Consider the following 21,585-nt stretch of genomic DNA (forward strand, 5'->3'; position numbering starts at 1 on the left):
AATATTATGGAAAATTATGTTTTATGTAAATGCTGTAATACTGAAAGCATTGTAATTGAAAACAGGTTATTCTTCCCCGAAGAAAAAAAAGCTGATAATATAATCTGTCCAGTATGTAAAGCTACAATGACAACTTTATACACTGATGGATGGTTTTTTGTTCAAACTAAAGAAGATTATATTTTTGAACAAACGATTGAAGAACAAAAAAAGACTATTAAATATGTTGAAGAATTAGTTTAATTCTTTTATTAAAAAATTAAATAAATGAAGACTAATTATTTTAGTCTTCATTTATTTTTATCAACAAGATAAGTTAGATATAATACTAAATAAAATCTATGTACAATAAATAGCGTGTTAAGATTTAGTGTAACATTGTATGTAGGCGCCTAATTTTAATTTGCAGTTTTTTTCAGATAAAACTAATTCTTTAATATTATTGTTTCGAATCTGTATTAAATACATGTTTTTAGTACTGTCAATTTTTAATATTTCATATATATTATTAGGGTCATTATTTCTAGCAATAAATTTATTCGAAGAACAACATATCACTAAAATTATTAGCAGAAATGATATCATTTTCATGTATTTTATTTTAAGTTTTATTTCAGTAACGAGAATGAAAATTTTCTAGTATATGAAAATACAATTATATAACAGCATTTTAGTAAAGTATAAACTCAAATCGGCGGGCTCAATTGAGTCCGCCGATCCTAATTAAAAATGTTAATATGATGTTATAAAATTACGGTCTGTATAGAGTGCGCAGGTGCAGATAACTTGGCCGACATTCCTTCGATCCAAAGATTGGTATCGATATCGTTGTCAGAATCATTCATAATTACGGTAACTAGCTGTCCATTTTCATTCATGAAAGTAGTTGACGTTAAAGCAGCTCTGTTGGATGAACTTCCGATTCTTTGTGCATTTGGCTTAATGAATTTCGAAACGTGACCAACATAATAGTATTCATATGTATAATGAACTTCTCCTGTTTTTGTATCCGCGATGATTGGGGCAAAACAGAAATTCCCAACATGGTTAGGGCCTCCAGTTTCATCTAGAAGAACATTCCAGTCCGTCCATAAAGCGGTTCCTTTGTTGAAATCGTTGATCATGTTTCTTCCATACAATTCGCCCAAACTTACGTCATAAATTTTTGACATATCAAATTGCTCTTTACAACCTTCCGTGAACGCTAAAAACTTATCCGGAAAAGCTCTTTGAGTTTCAATTAAATTATCAAAAAGCTGTGTTTTATTATTCCATGTTTCGTACCAGTGGTAACCGATTCCGGAAGCATATTTTGAAGTTTCGGGATCGCTTAATGTTGTTGTTGCTCTTTGGTAAATCAAATCACGGTTATGATCCCAGATCATTACTTTTTTATCTTTAAATCCATTTTTCCAAAGGGTTGGGCCTAAATTGTTTTTCAGGAACTCCCCTTCTTCTTCAGCAGTGTAAATACAAGATTCCCAGCTTTGTGTTGCCATTGGTTCGTTTTGAACGGTCAATCCCCAAACATTAATTCCTCTTTTTTCGTATTCTTTAATGAATTTCACGTAATAATCTGCCCAGGTTTGATAGAAACTATTTTCCAGTCGACCTCCTTTCAACATGCTTTTGTTAGATTTCATCCAAGCTGGTGGACTCCAAGGAGAAAAATAGAACGTAAAATCTTTTCCAATTGCCTTTTGAGCTTCTTTAATTAATGGAATTTTATACTTTTCATCATGTGCAACGTTGAATGATTTTAATGAATTATCATTTTCTGTTACATAAGTATAAGAATCACTTGAGAAGTCGCACGAGTTCATATTGGTACGAACAACCGTGTATCCTAACCCATTTTTCCCATAATAAGCTTCAAGAATTTCTTTCTGCTTATTTTTTGGAAGTTTATAAAAAGTTTCGGCCGATGCATCGGTAATAGCACCTCCGATTCCTATTAATTTTTGATATTTAAAATCAGGATCTACAAAAACACAGGCATCAGTTTCTTTTGGCTGATCCATCTTTTCGAATGTCACCGTTCCTTTATCAACCATTTTTTCGTTGGTCTTGGAATTGGTGAAAATTACTTTCGCTGTTTTTCCTGCATTTTTTTTCCAGTAATTCTGAGCATTTGCATTAAAAAAAGCTCCCACTACAAAACAACTTACTACTAGTTTCTTCATAATTTCTTTCTATTTTATGGAGAGAAAATCACTCTCGCTTCATTATTTATTTTGATAAACCCTTACATAATCGATGTAATATTTCTGAGGGAAAATAGAATCATCAATGCCTTCTTTTCCACCCCAAAATCCACCGACTGCAAGATTTAAAATGATATAATACGGCTGATCAAAAGGCCACGCTTCATAGGTTTTTTCTTTATTTTCATAGGTGAAAAACTTTTGATCATCAATATAAACATCAATTTTCTCAGGCGTCCAATCTGCTTTATAGACATGAAATTGTTCGCTTGCATCTTTCACGATCAACGTATCGGTTTTCTGTGTTCCGATAATATGATTGTACTTTTTCGTATGAACCGACGCATGAATATATCCTTGATTAAATCCAACATGTTCCATAATATCAAGCTCACCATCATCCGGCCATTCTTTCATATTTTCGCTCATCATCCAGATGGCAGGCCACGTTCCGCGACCTTTTGGAAGTTTAGCCCGAACTTCAACCGTTCCATATTGAAAGGAAAATTTTCCCTTTGTTAAAAGTTTTGCCGAACTATATTTGTTCTTTTCCCAATTTTCTTTTTTGGCTTCAATAATTAAATTTCCGTTTTCAACTCTTGCATTTTCTAAACGGTTTTGGGTATAAAATTGAGCTTCATTATTTCCATAACCGTCGCCACCGACTTCATAATTCCATTTTGTAGAATCTGGTAATCCTTTTCCATTAAACTCATCATTCCAGATTAATTTTCTGTTGGAATCGGGCTTGTTGGAAGCACAACTTATAACAGAAAAAGCTAAAGTTCCGCCGACTAAAATGATGATATGTTGGAATTTTATGTTCAAAGTTTTCTATCTAATTTTTAATATCTCGTTTTTAAAACGCAAAGTTTTATTTTAAAAATATTTTGATTTTAAGGAGCAAAGAGTTGCGACAAAGTCGCTGATTAAGCTCTCTTCTTACAATCAATTTCATTGATTAATTCTTTGCTCCTTAAAATATGTAATCTCAATATTCAATCTTTGCGTTAAAAACTCTTCAATTAAGATTAAGTTTAATTTATTTTCAAAGTTTGTCATGTTGGAAGCATCTCTACAAATATTATCTAGATTCTTTTCAGAATGACAAAGATTACGCTTACTTAAAAAATCACGTCTTTTACCACCAAAAGCGGGTTTCATCCCGCTCTCAGTTTTTGTAAACTAATATTTATTTTGACCAATTGATCCTTTTTGTCTGAACATCTTTAGAGTTAGTTCCCACCATAATATCGAATTCTCCGGCTTCCCAATCATAGTTTAATTCATCATCATAAAATTTTAAATTTTCCGGAGTCAGCGTAAAGTTTACTGTTTTACTTTCTCCTTTTTTGATGAACACTTTTTGGAAGTTTTTCAATTCTTTCACTGGTCTTACCACTTTTCCGAATAAATCTCTGATGTATAACTGCACCACTTCTTCCCCATCATAATTTCCAGTGTTGGAAACATTTACACTAATATTCAACGTCTGATTTCCTTTAAGGGTTGTTGAACTTAAATTCATATCAGAATATTTAAATTGAGTATAACTTAAACCATAACCAAATGGAAATTTCGGGTCATTATCCAAATCAATGTAAGCTGAAACATAGTTTCTATCCGTATCATTTTTAGCTGGTCTTCCTGTGTTGTAATGATTGTAGTAAACTGGAATTTGTCCTTCTGTTTTTGGGAATGTCATTGGTAATTTCCCACCTGGATTTACTGTTCCGAAAAGGACGTCTGCGATAGAATTTCCTGCTTCTGTTCCTAACCACCAAGTGTAAATGATTGTCGGAATATTATCTGCAGCCCAGTCAAAAACCAAAGGTCTTCCTGCGTTGATCATCAAAACAATCGGTTTTCCTGTTTTTGCAATTTCTTTCAATAAATCTTCCTGAACTCCCGTGAAATGTAAATTACTTCTACTTTTTGCTTCACCGCTCATTGCTGAACCTTCGCCTAAAGTCATGATAACAACGTCTGCTTTTTTTGCCGTTTCCACCGCTTCAGCAAACATCGATTTATCTTTATCATCAACGTTAGCTCCTTTTGCGTATAATAATGTTGAGTTTTTATCTAATTGATTTTTAATTCCGTCAAACTGAGTGATAATTCTTTGATTATCATCTTTAAAAGCAATCGACCAAAAACCGTGATTTGCAGTTGTTTCTTTTCCAAAAGGGCCAATTAATGCAATCGTTTTCGTAGTTTTTGAAAGGGGAAGAATACTTTTTTCATTTTTTAATAAAACAATACTTTTTGAACCAAACTCTCTTCCGAATTTTCTATTATCCTGATTATTTAATTGTTCTTTCTGTCTTTTTTCATTGCTGAATCTGTAAGGATCATCAAATAATCCCATTTCGAATTTTTTAACTAAAATTCTTCTTGCCGCATCATCAATTAATTTAGGATCAACCTTTCCTTCCTGAACAAGCTTTGGAAGTTCAGCCATGTAAGCACGGCTTTCCATATCCATATCGCTTCCTGCAATGATTGCTTTTTCTGCAGCTTCTTTATTGTCTTTTGCATAACCGTGAGGAACCATTTCGCCAATACTTCCCCAGTCTGAAACCACAAAACCTTGGTAGTTCCATTTACCTTTTAAAAGATCTCTTAAAATATATTTGTTTGCCGTTGCCGGAATTCCATTAATATCATTAAAAGAATTCATAAAAGTTGCAACTCCAGCCTCCGCAGCTGCTTTGAAAGGTGGAAGATAAGTTTCATTTAATTGTCTTAAACTCATGTCAACAGAATTGTAATCTCTTCCGCCAACTGCTGCTCCATACGCTGCGAAATGCTTTGCACAAGCCATGATCGCATCAATATTTCCCAGACCTTTTCCTTGAAAACCTTTGATTCTTGCCAAACCAATTTGAGTTCCCAGATAAGTATCTTCACCCGAACCTTCCATTACTCTACCCCATCTCGGATCTCTGGCAACATCGACCATTGGCGCAAACGTCCAGTGAATTCCGTAAGCCGAAGCTTCTGTTGCGGCAATTCTTTCAGATTTTTCAATTAAATTTAAATCCCAACTCGCAGCTTGACCTAAATTCACAGGAAAAGTTGTTCTGTATCCGTGAATTACATCCTGTCCAAATAACAAAGGAATTTTTAACCTTGATTTTAAAGCTAATTCCTGAAATTTTCTGGTTTCTTCTGCTCCTGCTACATTCAGCATTGAGCCTACTTTACCTTTTTTTATTTCATCTAAAACACTGGCAGAATTGGAATTTTGAGGGCCTGTTGCATACTCGAAACCGCTGTACTGAACTAACTGACCTACTTTTTCCTCTAAAGTCATTTTAGATAAGATCTCCGAAACTCTTTGATCTATAGATTTCTGTGCAGAAGCACCAACTCCGAGTGCTACGAATAGTAATAAAAGGCATTTCTTCTTCATGTTGTTCTTTTTTTTAAAAAATGTAAGTCGCAACCGAATTTCCCGAAAGATTGACTGTTGCCGTTTTTCCGTTATATTTTATATTAAATGTTTCTTCATTTTTTGCTCCGTTTTGCACAACCAAAATTCTCTTTCCTGCAGGTGTAATAAAAGCCGCAGTAGAAAGATTGTCGGTTTGAGTAGAAGCTATTCTTCTTGAATCAGCAGGAATAAATTTTGAGGCATGAGCAATGATATAATATGCAACGTTTCTCGTGAAATTTTCACTGTCTGAAACCGTAATTGCTCCTTTACATTCTGTACAACCTCCGTCTGTGTGAGGTTTGTATTGAGGGTCATTGGCTAAATTCCATTCCAGAGCGATTTTGCTCCAGTTTCTCATAGAACCGATGACCACGTTTTTGGTATGCCAATTTAAATCTTCATTAAAAGTTCTCTTCGCGCCTGTCCATTGCTCCGTAAAATACAAATTTTTATTTGGAAAAGCAGCATGAACAGTACCTAAAGCTGAAATTTCGCCTTCATATAAATGGAAAGCAGAACCATCGATATATTGTGAAGCTTCGGAATCACCTAAAATATTGGTAACATATTCAGGCTTGTTGCAATTGTGATCGTAAACCACAATTTTAGTTTTAATAGTATTTGATTTAAAAATTGGACCTAAACTTTTCTTGATGAAATCTTTTTGCTGATCTGATGGCATATACAAGCTCGGATTATTTCCGGGATGTAAAGGTTCGTTTTGAGGAGTTATTGCATCAATCGTAATTCCTTCTTTCTGCATTCCCTGAATGTATTTTACGAAATATTTAGCATAAACATAGTAAAATTCAGGTTTTAAGCTTCCTCCTTTTGATTTTCCATTGTCTTTCATCCAAACCGGAGCCGACCAAGGTGCAGCAATGATCTTGATTTTTGGATTGATCGCTAAAATTTCTTTTAACATCGCAATTAAATCTTTATCTCTTGCCAAACTGAATTTTGAAAGAGAAGGATCTGTTTGACCTTCCGGTAAATCGTCATAAGAAAAAACTTCGCTGTCCAAATCGGAGGCGCCAATGCTTAATCTTAAATAACTTATGGAAATTGAATTTTTATCATTTCCAAAAAGTTCATTTAGTAAAGCTTTTCTTTTGGATGGTGAAAGTCGGTTAATTACTTCAACACTTCCACCTGTTAATGTATATCCGAAACCGTCAACATATTGAAACTTTTGAGAATCATCAATGTCAATATTTTGAATGTTGTTGGATGTTTTTACAAAAACTAAAGGTAGCTGTTGTTCTAATTTTACACTTTCATCTCCTTTTGTGAGCCAATTCTGAATTTGATCTTTCGTACTTACAGTTGATTTACATGATGTTAAAGGCAAAAGTACCACACCGCCAATTAGCAGTGTAGTACTTTTTAAAAAGAAACTATATAAATTGTGAAACTTCATGTTTTAATAGCCAGGATTTTGCGTTAAAGCTGTATTTACTAATTCATTAAAAGGAATTGGTAGTATTTCATTTTTACCTGCAACAAATCCTCTTGATCCCAATTTAGCCGGAGCATCACCCCATCTTACTAAATCGAACCATCTGTGACCTTCACCAGCCAATTCTCTTCTTCTTTCATCCTTGATCGCCTGCATGGAAACTGTAACCGGCGCTAAACCTACTCTAGCTCTTACAGCATCTAATAAAGCTTGAGCTCTTGCTCCTGAACCGTTAAGGGCTTCTGCTTCCATTAAATAAGTATCTGCTAATCTAATGGCGATATAGTTTTGACGGAAGTTAAGTTCTGTATTTCCCGGCTGAGTAGACTCATCAGCTTTTCTTGGTAAATATTTATTTAAGAAATATCCTGTATCTCTAAAACCTGGAGAATAACTAATTTTATTTTGTTGTTTTAAGCTTTTAGCATTAAAAATTGTTGCATTGAGACGAGGATCACCTTGCATAAAGTTAAATAAATCATCTGTAATAGGATTAAAGCCCCACCCAGAATGGATACTTGGTGCGTCATTATTCGGAATATTTGTATTAACTCCATAAGAAATAATTCCTACCATCTGATTTACTGCGTTACCTTCATCTTTACCACTTCCCCAGTTGGCCCAAACTCCGTTTCCTGTATTGGTGTGCATTGCTTCCAAGATGGATTCTGTAGTAAATTTATTATCTATAACCCAAAGGCTAGAAAAGTTGGGTACAAGCTTGTATCCATATTGACTTGTTCCTCCAGGTGTACCATTTACTTGCTGAAATTCGGATGCAGCTAATGTATATTTTTTATCATACAGATAAATTTTACCCAAGATTGCTCTCGCTGAGCCTTGTGTAATTCTGCCAATTTCGTTTAAATTATTTGATGGAATAGTCATCGGCAGATCTCCAATTGCTGAAGCAATATCATTTTCGATCTGTGCATAAACTTTTGCAGGATCTTCTTGAGGAATATTATAATAATCATCTGTTACCAGAACAGGCTTTAATATTAAAGGAATATTTTTAAACATTCTTAATAATTCAAAATAATATAATGACCTCAAAACTTTTGCTTCTGCAATAAATCTTTTCCTAGTTTGATCATTCATACTAGCATTGGGAATTCTATCCAATAGAAGATTTGCTTTTGCAATACCCTGATAATAATCCCTCCAGTAACTAGCAGGCATAATCACAGGATTAAGCGTATAATTTGAAAACCCTTGGATCCCTGCTCCATCTGAAGAATTCCCTCCACCAGAATAGAAATCATCAGAAGCGCCATTAAAGAATGTTACCATATTTTCAAATCCGCCCGAATATTTTCTCATCATATCGTACGATGAAACAAGTCCCGCGAAACACTGCTCTTCATTCTTAAAGTAATTATTTGAATCGAAGGTTCCTGTATTTTTAACATCTTCCAAATTACCATCACTACAAGAAACAGCTCCAAAGCTAATTCCTGCAAGCATTAAAACGGAAATACTTTTATATATAAAACTTTTATTTTTCATTTTTCTTTTAATTAAAATTGAACATTAGCTCCAAAAAGGAAAGTCCTAGCCTGTGGATAAAAAGCTCTGTCTATACCGAAGGTATCTGCACCTGCGATTTCAGGATCATAACCTGTATATTTTGTGAAGGTTACTAAGTTTTCTCCTGTTACATAAAATCTTATTTTAGAAGCTCCGATAGTTTTTGCTACATCTTTAGAAAGTGTGTATCCTAACTGAACTAATTTTATACGCAAATAATCTCCGTTTTGAAGATAATAATCAGACATTGCTGTATAGTTTTGGTTAGGATCATCTTTAGTTAATCTTGCTACCGTATTAGAAGTTCCTTCTCCTGTCCATCTATCTAAAATTGATGTCTGATAATTTGATTCCGGTATATCAAGCCTTCTCAAACCTTGGAAGATTTTATTTCCGGCTTGTCCTTGCGCAAATACCATTAAATCAAAGTTCTTGTAATTCATATTTAGAGTAAAGCCAAATGTATATTTTGGTACAGAATTACCTAAGTTAACATAGTCATTGATATCAACTTTACCATCTCCGTTAGCATCCAGTCTTTTAAAATCTCCAGGTTTTGCATTTGCTTGAAGCAAACCTCCATTTGAATTTCTGTAAGCATCAATTTCTGCCTGATTTTGGAAAACTCCAATATTTTTGTATCCATAAAAAGAACCGTAAGATTCGCCAACTTGTAATCTAGATACATTCCCCAATGTTTGGAAACCCGCGAATGGAACATATTCTCTGTTTCCTTCCAATCTTAAAATTTCATTTTTTAAATAGGCAAAATTACCATTTGCAGAAATACCAAAATCTCCCCAATTCTTTTTATAGCCTAAAGTTACCTCAATCCCATCGTTATTCATATCTCCAATATTTCTATATGGATTTTGACTTAAACCTAAGTAACCAGGAAGCTCAACTCTTCTTAAAATATCGGTACTCTTTTTTCTGTAAAGATCGACACTTAAATCAAAATTTCTTAAAATTTTAAGATCTGCTGCAATGTTGAATTGTGATGTTCTCTCCCATTTCAGATCAGGATTTTCTAATGTACTTGGTGCATATCCTACACGAATGATATTATCTCCGAAAGCATAGTTACTACCCGGTACAAGGAAGTTTGCAAATGCAAATTCGTCAATTGCATCGTTCCCTAATACTCCATATCCACCTCTTAACTTAAAGCTGGTAACTACATTGTTTTCTGGCCAGAAGCTTTCGTTGGAAACATTCCACCCCAAAGACATTGCCGGAAAATTCCCCCAGTGATTATTACTTCCAAATCTTGATGATCCATCTCTACGGATTGTACCTGTAAATAGATATCTGTTATTATAATCGTAAACTACTCTTGCAAAATAAGAAGCTTTATGCGTCTGCTTCCCATCCCAAGCATTAGAAGTTTTGTTACCCTCTCCAACATCAAAATTAAACGAAGCTTCTTGCCAATCGTTCGTTGGAAGATTCTTGTATGTCGCATTCTGCCCATAACTGATGTTATATTCATAATAACCTTGGCCTAATAAAACGCTTAAATTATGTTCTCCAAATTTATTTTGATAGGTAAGAGTATTTTCCGTATTCCATTCAAATTTTCTTTGAACTTCTCTGAATAAATTATTAAATAGATTGTTATTGGCTGTACTTAGGAATGCTGATGGTGTAAAGGCCTGATTTCCCCAATAAGACAGTTTTCCATTTACTGTTGATTTAAAATTAATGTGTTTATTTATTTTCACATCACCGAAAACGTTGGCAACAATATCATCAGACCATCTGTATCTTCCTCTTTGAGTCTCTTGGAAAGCTAAAGGGTTAGACATTTCCTTGCTTACATATGGTGAAATACCATAAGGATTTCCATTTGGATCTCTTACAATATTTGGATTATTAGTATAAACTGGCTGACTAAGATCTGTAGCTATAACTGGCGTTGTTGGATCAAGATTAATAGCAGAACTTAAAGGCCCTCCAAATTCATTATTATCACTAATCCCTTGTGCTGTTACATGTGTATAAGCAAAAGTCTGTCCTATGGTTAGAAAGTCAAAAACTTTATGAGTTGAATTAAATCTTGCGTTAATTCTCTTATAATTCGAAATATCTCTTAATACAATACCTTCCTGATCGTAATATCCGAATGAAGTAAAGAAGGTAGATTTATCATTTCCTCCGCTAATACTGAATTCATGAGATTGACGTTGTGCAGTGTTGAAAATCTGTTTTTGCCAATCTGTACCAATTCCCAATGAGTTTGGATTAGCAAACATGGGAGGATTAGGAGGATTGAGATTGTTATACATATTGTCATTGGCAATCACTTCATTCATAATATTCCCATACTGTGTGGCATTCAGTAAGTCCAGCTTTTTCGCGGCACTTCCCACTCCAAAGAAACCATTATAAGAAAGATTCATTCTTCCTTTTGCTCCTTTTTTTGTCGTAATCAAAACAACCCCTTTTGCAGCTGAAACACCGTAAATAGCAGCAGAAGCACCATCTTTCAGAATTTCCATTCCTTCAATATCAGACTGGCTAAGCCACCCGATGTTATCAACTACAATTCCGTCAACTACCCAAAGCGGATCGTTACTTCCCGCACCAAAACTAGTTATACCTCGTACTCTTACAGTTGGTGTAGCTCCTGGCTGTCCAGAATTTGACACTACGGAAACTCCCGCAGCCCTACCCTGAAGTACTTGTTCCGGTCTTCCTGCAGCAGGAGAATTTTCAATGTCCGAAGCTTTAATACTTGATATTGCTCCAGTCACATTACTCTTTTTCTGAGTACCGTAACCGATCATTACCACTTCCTCGATTTTTTGCTCTTTAGGAATGGTGTCATTCGTTTTGTTTTGGGCACTGAAATTTGCAGTAAAATAAAGCACTGCAACCATTCCCAAACTTCTTGATATTCTTACATTCATATACAGTTAGTTTTTTAATTCTCAAATTGAGACAATAAAAATATATTTTTTTTTAAATAATTAACATTATATTAATAAATATTTTAATTTTCCTTTTATTTTTGGGGGTTTAAAGCCCTATATTTGATGCCATAATTCATAAAAATTCATAAAAAGTTAATAAAATAAATCCCCAAAATGAATACCAAGCTTCCTAATATTTCACTTCCATTAAAACTTACATTTCTAATTTTCTCTATGGTTTTGAACTGCATGGGCATTGTAATTCTTCAACTTTCGGAAGCAAATATCACTTATGAAAAGCTGGGTTTTCTGGAGTCTTTTAAAGATCTTCCAATAGCATTTATTTCTCTTTTCGCCGTTAATTTTATCAGCAAAATCGGAACTAAAAAATCATTGATCTTAGCATTAACAATTGTTGGTATCTGCTCAACAATTTTGCCTTTTGTGGAAGTTTTTTGGTTTTATAAATTGTGGTTTGCCATAATTGGGACATGTTTTGCGATCGGAAAAATTTGTGTTTTTGGAATTATCCGAAATAATGTTTCAGACGAAAAATCTTTAGCCAAAACAATGAATAATGTTGAAGCCTCTTTTATGATCGGGATTTTTGTTGTGAATACAGGTTTTGGTTGGTTGATTTCCAGTCAGTTTTCTGAATACTGGAAATTTGGGTTTTTATCAATTTCAGTTCTTTCAATGATAACTATATTTTTGTTTTCAAAAATAAAAATTTCTGAACCTGTACAATCTGATAATCAGGGAATTATTTCTGAGCTATCAAAATTAATTAATCCTTTAGTTCTGATATTTTTAGGAGTTATATTTTCCATTGTTTTTATTGAGCAGAGTTTTAATTCATGGTTACCCTCTTTCTATAAAAATCATTTGAAGGTCAATTCTTTTTTTGCATTACAGGCGTCTTCTTTTTTAGCTCTTTTTTCTTATGTAGGCAGAACAATTACAGCAAATATTATCCAAAGATTCTCATTATCAAAATATTATGTTTTATGTTTATCACTAATTATTCTAGTCTTAATTATTATTGTAGGACTGCAATATTTTCATTCCGATAATTCTATCGCGCTCTTATTTTTATTTCCTGTGATTGGTCTTTTCTTATCACCGCTTTATCCTGTTATTAATTCTAAAATGATCGCTCAGATCGATAAAGAACAGGCAAATCTATTCACTTCACTTATCGTTATATTTTCATCATTGGGAAGTTCAGTGAGCTCAATTATCATGTCTTTACTATTTGGAAAACAAATGTTAAATTTTTATCCTTTATATATTTTACTCGCTGTAACTGTGCTTTTTACGATAAGTTTAATTTATTTTAGGGTTGCTGATAAAAAGATATAGAAAAATAATTTTATTTTTACTGTCATGGAAATCAAGGATACAAAAAACAAAGAAACTCTACGGGAACTCATTGATACAAAAGACTTTGTAGCACATGTGTCGGTGGATTGTACCATATTTGGTTTTCACAATAATATCTTAAAAGTCCTTCTTTTGAAGTATCACGACCTTGATTTGTGGTCTCTTCCAGGCGGATTTGTTTTCAATGATGAAGATCTTCGTGAAGCAGCAGCCCGTGTTTTATACGAAAGAACACATCTTAAAGATTTATTTTTAAAACAGTTTCATACTTTCGGAAGAATTGACCGTACAGAGAATAATGTACATCAAATCTTGCTTAATAATAAAGGAATTGAAGTTCCAAAAGATCACTGGATCTTCCAGAGATTTATCACGGTAGGTTATTGCAGTTTGATCGATTTTTCTATTGCAAATACCTTTCCTGACGCTTTTAATGAAACGTGTGAGTGGTTTGAGGTCAATAAGTTACCAAAAATGGCTTTCGATCATGACAGAGTTATAGAAACTGGTTTGGAATATTTAAGAATGAATATCAATACCGAGGTAGCTGCAAGTAACCTTCTTCCCGAGAAATTTACAATGAAAGATCTTCAATCTTTGTATGAAACCATTTTGGGTGAGACATTCAGGAGAAATAATTTTCAGCGAAAAATTTTAAGTTTAAATATTCTTGAAAGATTAGAGAAGCTTTATGACGGTTCTGCCAACAAAGCTCCTTACCTGTACAAATTCAAAGAAAGAATTTACAATCCTACTAATCAGTATCCTATCTCCAATGATGAGGATGAAAAATTGTAATATTCAGGTTCAGAAAATTATTAAATAAATCCGAGAATTTTATTAAAAACTCCATTCAAAAAAAATTTCTCAGGAATAGCGAAAAGTCTTATTTTTAGAAAAATTAAATTACATGTCATATTATCCTCTTACAAGCATTCCCGACTATTACGGAATTGATGCTTTACTTACCGAAGAACATAAACTGATTCGTCAATCAATAAGAGACTGGGTTGAAAGTTTTGTAATGCCACAAATTGATAAGGCTGCACAAGATCATACAGACATCCCAGGTTTGATGAGAGAATTAGGGAAAATTGGAGCTTTAGGCCCATATATTCCGGTTGAGTATGGTGGTTCAGGCTTAGATCAGATCTCTTACGGTCTTATCATGCAGGAGTTGGAAAGAGGTGATTCTGCAGTTCGTTCTGCGGCGTCTGTACAGAGTTCTTTGGTGATGTTTCCTATTAACGAATTTGGTTCTGAAGAGCAGAAAAGAAAATATTTACCAAAATTAGCTTCTGGTGAAATGATCGGTTCTTTTGGATTAACAGAGCCTAACCACGGGTCAGATCCGGGGTCTATGGAAACTTATTTTAAAGATATGGGAGATCATTATCTTTTAAATGGAGCTAAAATGTGGATCACAAACTCTCCATTGTGCGACATTGCTGTTATTTGGGCTAAAAATGAAGAAGGAAAAGTTCAGGGATTGATCGTTGAAAGAGGAATGGAAGGTTTTACAACCCCTGAAACTCATAATAAATGGAGCTTAAGAGCTTCAAAAACAGGAGAATTGGTATTTAATGACGTGAAAGTTCCGAAAGAAAACTTGCTTCCGGGAGTTACAGGATTAAAAGGACCTTTATCTTGTTTAAATTCAGCAAGATATGGTATTTCTTGGGGCGTAATTGGTGCTGCAATTGATTGTTATTGCACTGCAGTGCAATATTCTAAAGAAAGAAAGCAGTTTGGAAAGCCAATCGGATCTTATCAGCTACAACAGAAAAAATTAGCGGAATTTTTAACTGAAATCACTAAGGCTCAGTTGCTTTGTCTACAGTTAGGAAATCTTAAAAACGATCATAAAGCAAGTCCGGCACAGATCTCAATGGCAAAAAGAAATAACGTGAAAATGGCTATTGATATTGCAAGAGAATCTCGTCAGATCCTTGGCGGAATGGGTATTATGGGCGAATTCCCAATGATGAGACACGCTGCCAATTTAGAATCCGTAATTACTTACGAAGGAACTCACGATGTTCATTTATTAATTACAGGAATGGATATTACAGGTATCAACGCTTTCTAAAAATTAAAAAAATAGATAAATAAGAGTCTGGTCGATCGATCAGGCTCTTTTATTTTGGACATAATTCATAGAACTTGTATTCAATGAATAATTATTGATTATACAACTTACTGTTTGTTTTATTAAAAAAAATTAATTTAACATGAACTAAAAATATGAATTATGAAAAAATTAAGTCTTTTATTTTTGGGACTATCGGCTCCATTTTACTTTTCACAACAGGCAGGTGATGTTGTCAACTTTGAACAAAAACTGGATTTAACGCCACAAGGAGCAGTTAATTTCATCGCAAACAGTTTTGGGGAAGAAAGCACGCCTGATTTTGTTTCTTACCTTAATGGTTTTAATGTAGGTTTAAAAGCTTATAAAATAACCTATTATACTAAAAATGAAAACAATACACTTGTAAAAGCTACTGGACTTGTAATGTATCCCAACGTAAATTATAAGCTTTCTACAGTGGTTTCTGAACATGGTACAACAGACACAAGAAATAACGTTCCTTCTAATTTAAGAGGTACTTTGTACGGTGGTTTTGTAGTTGAGCTTTCTTACGCTCTTAACGGATATATCGTTATGGCTCCTGATTATGTAGGGATGGGTAGCGGCGACGGTGTTCATCCATACGTCCACTATCCTACCGAAGCCTCTGCTACGATTGATTTTGTAACGGCTGCCAACAAAGTTTTAACACAATTAAATATAAAACGTTACAACGAATATTTCTTAACCGGCTATTCTCAAGGCGCTCACGCTGCGATGTCGACCTTAAAAAAGTTAAATATTTCAAACCCGACCAATCTGAATTTCAAGTACGCTTACATGGGCGACGGACCTTATGATTTTTCTGGAGTTACTCTTCAAAAAGGAGTTATAGAAAAAGAAATTTATCCGTTTACTGCATTTTTGGCGAATGTTGTAAACACTTGTAATAATACAGATTATAAAACATATACCAACAATATTTCAGAGGTTATTTCACCGGAATACCTTCAAAAATATAATGAAAATGTTATTCAGGAACATGGCGGACTTCTTTGGGGACCATTCATTTGGAGAAAATTATTCACTCAAAACTTTATAAACGATGTCACCAACAACAACAATAATAAACTACGACAATGTCTTAGAGTAAGTGATGTCTACGATTGGTATAACAAAACGCCGATGACTTTGGGACATTCTACGGTAGACCTTGCCATTCATCCCGAAAATACCTCCAAAACCATCGATGTGCAGAGAGGTTACTATCCGTGGTGGGATTTGAATAAATATAAATTAGAACCTTTCTATTGGGGGCCTTTAGGCCATGCAGGCGGAATTCTGCCATTTGTTTTGGCTTCAAATGCAAAGTTTAATACATTAAGAAGTGGCGGACTTTTCAATGAATGGGCGCTTTTAACCTCAAAAAATGCTGATAATCAGCCAAAAACAAGTTCACTACTTTCTTCTCAGATAAAACCAGATTTGCAAGGCATGCAATTGGTTGAAGTTACAGATTTCAACAAAGAAAAATCTGAACGTAAATCAATGGCTAATAACAACCTAAGCACCTTAAAAGATGGAGTTTACTTATTAAAAGTATCTGAAAATAATGAAAACAAATTAATTCCTTACATTAAGAATACACCAACAGAAGTTCCTGAAAATGAGATCGTAAAATCAAATAACAATAATATTTTAAGTTTAAAAATTAATCCGGAAGAATTATCGGCTGTTAATATTTTTGATGAGAATAAAAATTTAGTAAAAACAGTAACTCAGGAGCAATATCTTAAAAATGGCGGAATTAATTTAAATGATATTGATAATCAGAATTATACTTTTGAAATTGTAACTCAATTTTATAATCTTCAATTCAAAAAACAAGTTGGTGATGTTATATTAAATGACAATCCGGAAATTTTTACAAAAAACCGCCAAATCATTGTTAAAGCTAAAAATGATTTGAAAAATATCAGTATTTATAGTATTTCGGGAGCTTTAATTTTAAACCAGGAAATCAATCAGTCACAATTTGAATCAAGAAGCTTGGAATCAGGAATTTATGTCGTACAAATCACTCAAAACAATGGAAAGATAACTAATAAAAAAGTAAAACTTTAGCATTTAACATTCTCAATAACAGATTTTTATAATTAAATGAATGCACCTCAGAAATGGAGTGCATTTTTATTTAATACGATTTAATATCTTCAATAAAGGTAAGATTTGGATCTAAAATTTCCAGAATTAAACTTTTGATGGATTTCATCGCATCATCTATATTCCCTTTTTCGAACTGTAACGAAACAACGCCCTTTCTCGCTTCAGCAAAACTCCAGATTCCTGTTTCGATTGGTAATCCCCAGAACTCCGGAAGATTTTGTACCACATACTGATAGATGCATAGCTGTAAAGCTTGTTTTCTGTCACTGTTAAGGAAATACTCATCTACATTATTTTCATCGATTTTTACGGTAAGATTTTTAATTTTCGCTGTTTTATAATCGATGATTCTTAATGTTCCATTTAGACGGTCAATTCTGTCAATAAATCCAAAGAAAGAAATTCGGTCTTTATTGTTTTCATCTAAATAAAAATCTACATTTTCGAACCTTTTTTCGATATCAAGAATTTCTAATTTATTTCCATTTTTTACTAATTCTAAATCAACATTCAATACACTTTCAATAACCTTTTTAGCGATTGCTTTGTGAATGAAATTCATTCCTTTTTCGTAGAACTCTGGTTGATGTTTAAGCTTTTCAATGGCGACATCAATATATTTATCAACCGCTTTAATTGATTCTTTTAAATCATTTTCCTTTAACACTTTACCCTTTAATACTTCATAAACCTCTTGAAGTGAATAATGAACTAAATTCCCATAATTTTTCACGGATAATTCTTCTTCAATTTCATCAGTTTCTGAGGTCTTCAAAATCTTCGAAAGATAAAAATCAATAGGATTATAAAGATAGCTTGTAAGATGAGAAGCTGATACTTTTTCTTTCCATTTTTCAAGACGTTCCAAGACAATTTCTGTCTTTGGAATTTCGATAGGCTGAGTGGTAATTGGCTCGGAAGAATTCTCAATAATTAGGTGTTCAATATGATGAGAACTTTCCATTTCAATTTGAGTGATAAATCTACTTTTTTCACCCGTATTTACACCCGAACTTAAAGCATTAAACAATAAATGAACATTCTTAGAATCCTGAATCAGTCGGTAAAAGTGATAGGCATAAATACTGTCATTTTCCAGAAAAGTATGAAGGTCAAAAAATCGTCTGATATCAAAAGGAATATAGGTGTTTTGTGAATTTCCTAATGGTAATTTTCCTTCGTTCACAGAAAGCATAATTACATTTTCAAAATTCAAAAGACGGGTTTCCAAAAGCCCCATAATTTGTAACCCGCGCAAAGGTTCACCTTGAAAATCAATACTTTCTGTATTCACATGCTGATTGATCAAAATTTCCAATGTTTCCATTTTAATTTGGAAATCATATGGAGCAACCTGATTTTTTATAATTCTGAATGCATTTTCAAAATGAGAAACGTTTTCATACTGAATATCATCTATTTCCAGCCATTTGATCTGCTTACAAAAGTCGATCAACATATCCAGATAGATATTCGTAGAATTTGCTTTTTGAAGCAAATTAAAATAAGATAGTTCGCTTAAAAGCTCATTCAATAGCTTTCTTGAAATATAAACGATATTCCTCTCCTCTATTTTAGATTTAAATTGAATGATAATCTGCTCATCTTCAACAGATTTCGGAAGCTCTTCAAGGATAGGAAAAATATCTCGGTAATAATAAGAAGATTTGTTCTTTTCCAGTTGTTTCTGCAAATAAAACAGTTGTTTTATGGCATTAGAAAATGACAAATTCTTCAAAGGAAAACCCATGGTAATATTCAGATTTTCAACGGCGTACATTACATCTAAACTCGCAGGAAGCAAATTTTCATCCAATAGAACAACCGCTGTATTTGAATAGGTTTTATTTTCAATTTCTTTGAAAATTTCAGGAAGAATCTTTGTTTGGGTTACATTTCCTGAAACTTCGTAAACCTTTATATTTTTTGGTTGATTAAAATCATCCTCAATCCATTGAAAAGCTCTGCTGTCATTGAATTCTTTCCATGTTTTATGGTTCCTCAAAAATTTTCCGGCTTCCTGTCTTTCATCATCAAAATAATAATGATCACCCTGAAAAAAACATTGCCCTTTATCCCACTGCAAAAGACTTCTTATCAGTTTTTCTTCAACCGGAGTAAAGGCATTAAATCCGCAAAAAACGAATTTATTTGGTGTATTTTTAGCAAAATTAATGATCTTAGATTTTGCGGTTTCGTGAATCATTCCAGATGTTGCCCAGTTTTTTTCCTGTAGCTTTTGCTTTAAAACAGGAAGAAAAACATTCATATTTCTCCAGAAATTAAGGAATTTTTTTCTTGGAACATCATCATCTTCTCCGAGATCCTGAGCCCATTCTTTAATCCTTTCTTCATCAAACATGTATTGTAAAACTGCCTGATCGCTTTCAGAAAACTTTAAAATATCATCCCAATCCTTCAACAATGTCGGAAACCATTTCAAGAAATCCGAAAAATCATCATTTGGAATAAGATTAAGGCTTTTATAAACATCAAAAGCAAAAAGCCAAACAGAAATCCCCTGAATCGGCTGTTTGTCAGCAATTTGATCTATTAATTCTTCGATTGTAAAAAAGTTGGGAAGAAAGCCTGAGTAATTATGTTCTTCTAAAATCTGTCTGATAAAAACGATTGGACGCTTACCTGGCAGAACAATGTTAAATGCAGAAAGATCTGTATTTTGAGCTAATAATTCGTTGATTATTTTGTTGAGGAATTTCAAGAGGCTTTATAACTTTTTAAATTTTCTAATTCTTCAGAGATTTTTTTGTCGTATTCAGTCTGTTTAGCTTCATCCATCCCATGCTTTGTTTCTTTATCATACAAAACCTGAAAGTTTCTGTAATCATTTAAAAGCCTGTTATAAATAGCTTGAAAATTTTTATTAAAATCACCTGAAGTCTTTATTTTTTCCTGAACTTCCTTTCGAAGCTTTCGGGCAAATACTTCTGCAATGTCAAAATGTTTCTGCTCATGTCCTAAAACATAATCATTAATCTTTTTGACATCTTTCCATGATTTATCTTCGTTAAAAATGGTTTCGATCTTAATTTTTACAGGAGATTTTGGATTTGAGGATTTTACGACAGAATATACCCAACCGCAGTTTGTATAGGCTACAACATTGGTTCCGCGTTGATTATTTATATTACTTTTAAAATTGCTCCAATTCAGTTTTAATCCTTCCTGCCAAACTATTTTTTGAGCAAATAAGACATTGGTTATCAATAAACAAACTAAAAAAATCCATTTCATTATTTATTCTACTACAATTGTTTTAGTGATCCAGTTGCTACCACCATTCCAGAATTTAAAAGTATAGGTTCCAATCTGTTGCGGACTAAAATTAATTTGGCTTGCCCCAACATGATTTCCCTGCACACATGGCCCGTTGCTGATATATTTGTAAGCTGTAATTGTTCTTGTTAAATTGCTGTTGTGAATATAATCATACCCGTAAAACCCTTCACACTGAGATGAATAGGTTGAATACGTCTTAATACTTTGCACGGTGAAAACATCCATTGTATCATTAAGAATCTTCACACTATCGATCTTTATTTTATCGACTGATTCGATGGTTTGATAATCGTCATCATCATTACACGAAGTAAAAAATAACCCTAAAACTATTGCCGAAAACCCAATATTTAAAAGTTTTTTCATAACATTTTACAATTTTTGATTATTATTAAATAAACAGCAAAAATTATTCCCTAATTATAATAAATTAAGAATTAAAATTACCTTTTGATACATAAACTACTCTTTTAGTATCAAAAAATTCTTCATCAAAATAGTTTTTAAGGTTGGAGATCTCACATCTAAGTCCGGCAAGCTCTTCTGCAAGGTCGCCGCCTTTTAAATATAAGATTCCATTGTGTTTTGCGTTGAATTGTTCTTTTTCAAATTTGCCTTTCAACCATCTCAAAAATTCGGGCATTTGAGTAACCGCTCGACTTACTACAAAATGGAATTTTTCTTTTACTTTTTCCGCTCTTCCGTGAATTGCAGTTACGTTTTTCAACCCAACTCCCTCTGCAACAGCATTTACTACACTTATTTTCTTTCCAATAGAATCAACTAAAGTAAATTGTACTTCAGGAAACATAATCGCTAAAGGAATCCCGGGAAAGCCACCTCCTGTTCCGATATCCAAAACTTTGGTTCCGGGAGCAAATTCCATCACTTTTACGATTCCTAAAGAGTGTAAAATGTGCTTTTCATATAGAGATTCCATATCTTTTCTGGAAATTACGTTGATTTTTTCGTTCCACTCATTGTAAAGTGCTTCCAATTTTGTGAACTGTTCAATCTGAATTTCTGTAAGATCCGGAAAATATTTTAATAGTAACGATATAGACATGTGAATTATTATATTGCAAAAATATGTTTTATTTCACTTTTATTCAAATTAA

16 protein-coding genes are annotated in these 21,585 nt (G+C 33.3%); 5 read left to right on the forward strand and 11 right to left on the reverse strand.

Features of this window, described 5'->3' with window-relative positions:
• Nucleotides 1–6: 6 nt before the first annotated feature.
• Nucleotides 7–243, forward strand: coding sequence for a hypothetical protein (locus tag AC1Q7L_RS04085; protein WP_492306512.1), 237 nt, complete (start codon nt 7–9; stop codon nt 241–243).
• A gap of 500 nt (nt 244–743) precedes the next feature.
• Here AC1Q7L_RS04085 and AC1Q7L_RS04090 read toward each other — a convergent pair whose 3' ends face one another.
• The 7 genes from AC1Q7L_RS04090 to AC1Q7L_RS04120 all read right to left on the reverse strand — a co-directional run bounded on the left by AC1Q7L_RS04090 (nt 744) and on the right by AC1Q7L_RS04120 (nt 11,544).
• Nucleotides 744–2,183: a glycoside hydrolase family 30 protein gene (locus AC1Q7L_RS04090; protein ID WP_492306513.1), complete on the reverse strand. Its 1,440-nt coding sequence runs from the start codon at nt 2,181–2,183 to the stop codon at nt 744–746.
• 42 nt (nt 2,184–2,225) lie between these two features.
• The gene (locus tag AC1Q7L_RS04095) at nt 2,226–3,032 is read right to left on the reverse strand and encodes a glycoside hydrolase family 16 protein (RefSeq protein WP_492306514.1); all 807 of its coding nucleotides are present in this window, start codon (nt 3,030–3,032) and stop codon (nt 2,226–2,228) included.
• Between the two features lie 126 nt (nt 3,033–3,158).
• Entirely contained in the window at nt 3,159–3,368 is a 210-nt protein-coding gene (locus tag AC1Q7L_RS04100) for a hypothetical protein (protein ID WP_492306515.1), read from the reverse strand.
• Between the two features lie 28 nt (nt 3,369–3,396).
• On the reverse strand, nt 3,397–5,619 hold the full coding sequence (gene bglX / locus AC1Q7L_RS04105; RefSeq protein WP_492306516.1) for a beta-glucosidase BglX: 2,223 nt from the start codon (nt 5,617–5,619) through the stop codon (nt 3,397–3,399).
• Between the two features lie 13 nt (nt 5,620–5,632).
• Entirely contained in the window at nt 5,633–7,063 is a 1,431-nt protein-coding gene (locus AC1Q7L_RS04110) for a glycoside hydrolase family 30 protein (protein ID WP_492306517.1), read from the reverse strand.
• 3 nt (nt 7,064–7,066) lie between these two features.
• Complete coding sequence (locus tag AC1Q7L_RS04115; RefSeq protein ID WP_492306518.1) at nt 7,067–8,611, reverse strand: RagB/SusD family nutrient uptake outer membrane protein; 1,545 nt, start codon at nt 8,609–8,611, stop codon at nt 7,067–7,069.
• Nucleotides 8,612–8,622: 11 nt separating this feature from the next.
• Nucleotides 8,623–11,544, reverse strand: coding sequence for a SusC/RagA family TonB-linked outer membrane protein (locus tag AC1Q7L_RS04120; RefSeq protein ID WP_492306519.1), 2,922 nt, complete (start codon nt 11,542–11,544; stop codon nt 8,623–8,625).
• A gap of 177 nt (nt 11,545–11,721) precedes the next feature.
• Between AC1Q7L_RS04120 and AC1Q7L_RS04125 the strand changes: the two genes are divergently transcribed.
• The 4 genes from AC1Q7L_RS04125 (at nt 11,722) to AC1Q7L_RS04140 (ending at nt 17,125) form a co-directional block, all read left to right on the forward strand.
• Nucleotides 11,722–12,909 carry an MFS transporter gene (locus tag AC1Q7L_RS04125; protein WP_492306520.1) on the forward strand — a complete coding sequence of 396 codons (1,188 nt, stop codon included), beginning with the start codon at nt 11,722–11,724 and terminating at the stop codon, nt 12,907–12,909.
• A 24-nt stretch (nt 12,910–12,933) separates the two neighbouring features.
• Nucleotides 12,934–13,728, forward strand: coding sequence for an NUDIX hydrolase (locus AC1Q7L_RS04130; protein ID WP_410690284.1), 795 nt, complete (start codon nt 12,934–12,936; stop codon nt 13,726–13,728).
• Nucleotides 13,729–13,840: 112 nt separating this feature from the next.
• Nucleotides 13,841–15,019, forward strand: a complete 1,179-nt coding sequence (locus AC1Q7L_RS04135) for an acyl-CoA dehydrogenase family protein (RefSeq protein WP_492306521.1) — start codon at nt 13,841–13,843, stop codon at nt 15,017–15,019.
• Nucleotides 15,020–15,181: 162 nt separating this feature from the next.
• On the forward strand, nt 15,182–17,125 hold the full coding sequence (locus AC1Q7L_RS04140) for a T9SS type A sorting domain-containing protein (RefSeq protein WP_492306522.1): 1,944 nt from the start codon (nt 15,182–15,184) through the stop codon (nt 17,123–17,125).
• A gap of 70 nt (nt 17,126–17,195) precedes the next feature.
• Here AC1Q7L_RS04140 and AC1Q7L_RS04145 read toward each other — a convergent pair whose 3' ends face one another.
• The 4 genes from AC1Q7L_RS04145 to rsmG form a co-directional block, all read right to left on the reverse strand.
• A complete protein-coding gene (locus AC1Q7L_RS04145; RefSeq protein ID WP_492306523.1) occupies nt 17,196–19,889 on the reverse strand; it encodes a PD-(D/E)XK nuclease family protein in 2,694 nt (897 codons plus the stop codon).
• The gene (locus AC1Q7L_RS04150) at nt 19,886–20,422 is read right to left on the reverse strand and encodes a DUF922 domain-containing protein (protein ID WP_492306524.1); all 537 of its coding nucleotides are present in this window, start codon (nt 20,420–20,422) and stop codon (nt 19,886–19,888) included. Before AC1Q7L_RS04150 ends, AC1Q7L_RS04145 begins: the two co-directional genes overlap by 4 nt.
• A gap of 3 nt (nt 20,423–20,425) precedes the next feature.
• Nucleotides 20,426–20,833 (reverse strand): hypothetical protein, encoded by a 408-nt coding sequence (locus AC1Q7L_RS04155; protein ID WP_492306525.1) that lies wholly within the window; start codon nt 20,831–20,833, stop codon nt 20,426–20,428.
• Between the two features lie 64 nt (nt 20,834–20,897).
• Nucleotides 20,898–21,533, reverse strand: coding sequence for a 16S rRNA (guanine(527)-N(7))-methyltransferase RsmG (gene rsmG, locus AC1Q7L_RS04160; RefSeq protein ID WP_410690277.1), 636 nt, complete (start codon nt 21,531–21,533; stop codon nt 20,898–20,900).
• Nucleotides 21,534–21,585 lie beyond the last annotated feature (52 nt).

The organism is Chryseobacterium sp. GW823-FHT05E08, from assembly GCF_058795655.1.

What these genes read in the sequence shown, in the direction of transcription:
- AC1Q7L_RS04115 (WP_492306518.1), bottom strand. Translation starts at nt 8,611, where the DNA reads ATGAAAAATAAAAGTTTTATATATAAAAGTATTTCCGTTTTAATGCTT.
- AC1Q7L_RS04135 (WP_492306521.1), top strand. Translation starts at nt 13,841, where the DNA reads ATGTCATATTATCCTCTTACAAGCATTCCCGACTATTACGGAATTGAT.
- bglX (WP_492306516.1), bottom strand. Translation starts at nt 5,619, where the DNA reads ATGAAGAAGAAATGCCTTTTATTACTATTCGTAGCACTCGGAGTTGGT.
- AC1Q7L_RS04140 (WP_492306522.1), top strand. Translation starts at nt 15,182, where the DNA reads ATGAAAAAATTAAGTCTTTTATTTTTGGGACTATCGGCTCCATTTTAC.
- AC1Q7L_RS04090 (WP_492306513.1), bottom strand. Translation starts at nt 2,183, where the DNA reads ATGAAGAAACTAGTAGTAAGTTGTTTTGTAGTGGGAGCTTTTTTTAAT.
- AC1Q7L_RS04120 (WP_492306519.1), bottom strand. Translation starts at nt 11,544, where the DNA reads ATGAATGTAAGAATATCAAGAAGTTTGGGAATGGTTGCAGTGCTTTAT.
- AC1Q7L_RS04110 (WP_492306517.1), bottom strand. Translation starts at nt 7,063, where the DNA reads ATGAAGTTTCACAATTTATATAGTTTCTTTTTAAAAAGTACTACACTG.
- AC1Q7L_RS04150 (WP_492306524.1), bottom strand. Translation starts at nt 20,422, where the DNA reads ATGAAATGGATTTTTTTAGTTTGTTTATTGATAACCAATGTCTTATTT.
- rsmG (WP_410690277.1), bottom strand. Translation starts at nt 21,533, where the DNA reads ATGTCTATATCGTTACTATTAAAATATTTTCCGGATCTTACAGAAATT.
- AC1Q7L_RS04155 (WP_492306525.1), bottom strand. Translation starts at nt 20,833, where the DNA reads ATGAAAAAACTTTTAAATATTGGGTTTTCGGCAATAGTTTTAGGGTTA.
- AC1Q7L_RS04085 (WP_492306512.1), top strand. Translation starts at nt 7, where the DNA reads ATGGAAAATTATGTTTTATGTAAATGCTGTAATACTGAAAGCATTGTA.
- AC1Q7L_RS04100 (WP_492306515.1), bottom strand. Translation starts at nt 3,368, where the DNA reads ATGAAACCCGCTTTTGGTGGTAAAAGACGTGATTTTTTAAGTAAGCGT.
- AC1Q7L_RS04125 (WP_492306520.1), top strand. Translation starts at nt 11,722, where the DNA reads ATGAATACCAAGCTTCCTAATATTTCACTTCCATTAAAACTTACATTT.
- AC1Q7L_RS04130 (WP_410690284.1), top strand. Translation starts at nt 12,934, where the DNA reads ATGGAAATCAAGGATACAAAAAACAAAGAAACTCTACGGGAACTCATT.